3 protein-coding genes are annotated in these 3953 nt (G+C 69.4%); all 3 read left to right on the plus strand.

The window, feature by feature from the left end; genetic code table 11:
- Positions 1-182 (plus strand): tetratricopeptide repeat protein (locus tag ACZ3H8_RS40695; protein WP_467410400.1); only part of this gene is annotated, 182 nt, incomplete at its 5' end.
- Entirely contained in the window at positions 175-3168 is a 2994-nt protein-coding gene (locus tag ACZ3H8_RS40700) for a CHAT domain-containing protein (protein ID WP_467410403.1), read from the plus strand. The genes ACZ3H8_RS40695 and ACZ3H8_RS40700, both read left to right, overlap by 8 nt.
- 20 nt (positions 3169-3188) lie before the next feature.
- Positions 3189-3725, plus strand: coding sequence for a hypothetical protein (locus ACZ3H8_RS40705; protein WP_467410405.1), 537 nt, complete (start codon positions 3189-3191; stop codon positions 3723-3725).
- Positions 3726-3953 lie beyond the last annotated feature (228 nt).

Consider the following 3953-nt stretch of genomic DNA (forward strand, 5'->3'; position numbering starts at 1 on the left):
CCCACTTCAACCTGGGGCAGGTCTACTGGTACGCGGGAGACCCGGAGCGCGCCCTCGTTCACCTCCGCAGGGCGTACGAGCTGGCCACGGACGACCAGGAACGCGACGACGTTGCGCAGGTCCTCCGGATGCTGATCGCCCGTACCAGCGACGACGACTCCACGGAAGGCACCCATGAGTGAGGCCGAGCGCGCACTCGCCGACCGCCTGGCAGAGGTGGACTCCACACAGACGATCCAGGACATCCTGGTGACGCAGGCGGGCGCCTTTGACCTCGACGGCCTCCTCAGGGTACTGGGCGAGCGTGCCGCGTCGGCGGACGCCGCCGACCGGAGTGCCGAAGCCGCTCTTCACAGGTTCCTGGCGCAACAGACGGAAGCCAACAGGCAGTGGGTCGAGACCGCCCTGAGGTTCCGTCAGCCGCCCCCTCCCGATGAGCGGGCGTCCCCATCGCATGACGGCACACCGGACACCGGCGCACCCGACCTGTCGGCGGAGCACGGCGCGCAGTACGACGATCCACGCAAGGCTACGGAGGAGCAGGCCAAGCAGCTGCTCGCACAGGGTGACCTCGACGGGGCGATCGCCGCCTACCGTGAGGCCGACGAACTGCCCCACAGCCTGCTCGATGCCTCCTTCGGCGGTGTCCCGGGGCGGTATCGGCTGGCCGGCGCCCTGCGGCAGGTCGGACGGTACCGGGACGCCCTCGACGTCTTGGAACGCATCGACTTCCACCCCTCGCGGCTCGGCATGGCTTCGAACCTTCCCGGCATGCACGGCATGGCGGCGAGGATTCTCCTGCTGAGGGGGCTGCTCCACGAGGACTGCGGTGACTACGAGCTCGGGCGGGCGTGTTTTCTGCAGGCCCTGGAGCCAGCCGCCGCGTCGCGGGACGAGTCACTGGTGAACCAGGCGCGTGTCGACTACGCCGGGTCGTTCCTCAAGTCCGGACAATACCGCGAGGGGGTGCGCGAGGCGCGCCGCGTACTGGACTGGGCGCGCTCCCTCGACCACCAGGGCTTCGTCCCGGGCGCGTTGAACAACCTGGGCCACGCGTACAAGGGCGCAGGCATGCTCAAAGAAGCCCGTAGTCGCTGGGAGCAGGTCGTGGCCCTCGGCGAGGAAGGCGGCCTCTTCATGAGTCTCAGCCCGGTCATCGCCTACCTGGGACTGGGCGACCTGGCCGCCGAAAGCGGCGACACGGCCACCGCTCTCCTCATGTACGACCTCGCGCTGGCCCGGTCGCCGTCACGCGACGCCATCATGCTGCTCCTGTACCGGCTCAAACCGGAACTCACCGGTGACGACGACCTGCGCCGACTGGTCTGGGATCTCGCCGAGAGCTCCGACCTCGACAACGACTGGCAGATGCACTCCGCATACCTGCGGGCCCGCGCCGCGCACCACGCACACGCCGGGGACGTGACCGCTGCGATCGCCTGTCACCGCCAGCTGCGCCAGGGCGCGCTCGACCGGAACATGGGACACGAGGCCCGCCTGCACACGCACATGCTGGCCGAGCGACTCGCCGACTCCGGGCTGCAAGACGCCCGGCAGGAGGCCTTCGACCTGCTGTGGCAGACCCGCGACGAACTTCTCGCCGAGACCGGCACACCGGACCACCCCCGGTTCCGGTCTGGCGAGGGGACCTCGCAGTACGAGCTGATGCTGCGCCTACTCCTCGACCGGGATACGCCGAACCTTCGGCTGCCCGACGCCAGAGGAGCTCAGGAACTCGCCTTCGATCTGCACGAAGAGGCCAAGGAACGGGCCTTTCTGCTGCATCTCGCCAGGACCGAACTCCCCGCACCGGCAGGCGCACCGGACGATCTGCTGTGCGCTGAGGCGACGCTGCTGGAGGAACTGGCGGCGTTCGGCGCCAGGGGTACCGCCGGCAAGGGAGGCAGGGCGGCCTTCCGCCGCGCACGCGTCACACGCGAACTGAACGACGTCTGGGACGCCCTCGCTCCGTACGCCCCCGGCTACGTACGAATCCGCAGGGGACAACCGGTCCGGTTCGCCGAGCTGCGGGACCATCTGCGCGCAGATCCAGACCGGGCCGACATGGCTTGGGTGTCGTACTTCTGCGGCGATACGTCGACGACGATCTTTGTCTATGTCCCCGACATGGACCAGCTCACCACGTTGTCCCTCCCGCTCGGCCGCTCCGCGCTCAGCGTCACCGCCAAGCGGCTGCACCGCACGTTCAACGGCGACCCCCACGCCTTTCCCGCCCCGGCACACCTGGACGCCGAGAACCCGTGGAGTCGCAGCCTAGCCTTCCTTCAGGACACGGCGCCGCATCTGCTGGCCTTCGTCCCTTACGTCACCCGTCGTCCGTTGCTGTGTGTGGCGGGCGACGGGCCTGTGCACGCGTTGCCCCTCCATGCTCTGAACACCGACGACGGCGAGCCGCTTGCCCGGCGCCACGCCGTGGTCCAGGTGCACAGCGCCAGCGCCGCCCTGAACAACATGGCGCGCAATCGAGATGGCACCGCACCGGACGCAGACGTCATGACGGGCAGGGTCTTCTGTGCGGGCGTCGCCGCTCGGGAGGACGGCCCGCCAGAGCCGCTGGAGAGTGACGCGGAGCTGCTGGAGGCAGCCGGATGGCCGGTCACCGCGCTGACCGGGACAGACGTGACTCGTACGAACGTGCTGAAGGCCCTGCGCGGCCACCGCATCGCGCACCTGACCTGCCACGGCCACTTTGACCGCGCCGAACCGCTGGACTCGGGACTGCTCCTCGCCGACGGCACGCGCCGTCCGAGCCTCGAGCCCGCCTCCACCTCACTGCTGACCCGGCTCTCCCACCTGCTGACGGTGCGGGACCTCGTGGCGGCCCGGATCCGAGTCGACCTCCTTACGCTGCGCGCGTGTTCGACCGGTCTGCGCGCAGACGGGGCGGGCTGGGACCTCGCGGGCCTGGTCCAGGCTTTCCTGTATTCGGGTGCGCGGTCCGTGGTGGCTTCGCTGTGGAACGTGGACCGCACGAGCTCGCGGGGACTCCTCCTCGACTTCTACCGCAGACGCCGCGCAGAGCCCGGCGAGCCGGTCTGGCGCAGTCTCTGGGATGCCCAGCTGAGGCTGCTGGAGCGCCCCGAAGAGCCATGGGAAACGCATATGTACCACTGGGCTCCCCTGATTCTCATTGGCGATTGGAGATGACCTTGACCCTTGACGACGGCATGCCTGATCAAGAGAGTCCGCCGAGTCCGGACGGCCTTTCCCAGCGCGCGATGCTTCTGTCGCTCCAGAAGGTGACAGAGGACCTCGCGTCCACCGAACCAGACCGGTTCCCCACCGACGTCGACGAGGCGGTGGCGCTCCTCGATGACCTGCTGCGCGCCCAGGGACTGACCGCGGCGGGCGACGCTGCACGCCGCCTCCTGAACGACGACGCCACGGACGAGGCGGGCGCCACCGGGCGACGGTTGCTGCGGCACCTGCTCGAGGATCCCGACACCGCCGGGGTGACGCGGGAGGTGGTGGCCAGGCCGCCCAGGGACACGCAGCTCAGTGTGGAGGCGGCCCTAGCGGGAGCCGTGGTGCTCGCCGCACTCGTGACCTGGTTGCAGACCAAAGTGGACCTGCGCATCCGGCGCCGCAACGGCAGCACAGACTTCGACTTCCGCCTCACAAAGGAGGCAGCCGAGACCGGCACCCTACGCAAGCTGGCTTCGATGCTCGCCGAGCTGCTCACGGGCCCGCCTCCGCCGCCGTAATTCCGCCAGCCGCACGGCACAGACATAGATCGCGTCGGAGCATGAGTGAAAGCGCCGGACATGGGCACCGACTGGCAGGACGGCCGCCCCAGCGAGGCCCTGCAAGCGCGGATAGTGGTTCGACGGGCGGCACGTGCGGATCGGGGGCCGCTCATGCCGACCCCTCAAGGTCGGCAGGCATCCATCAGGGAGAGTTGGCGCCATCCGGGGGGAGTGCCCATCACCCGG

It is taken from the genome of Streptomyces sp. NPDC002868, from assembly GCF_055563295.1.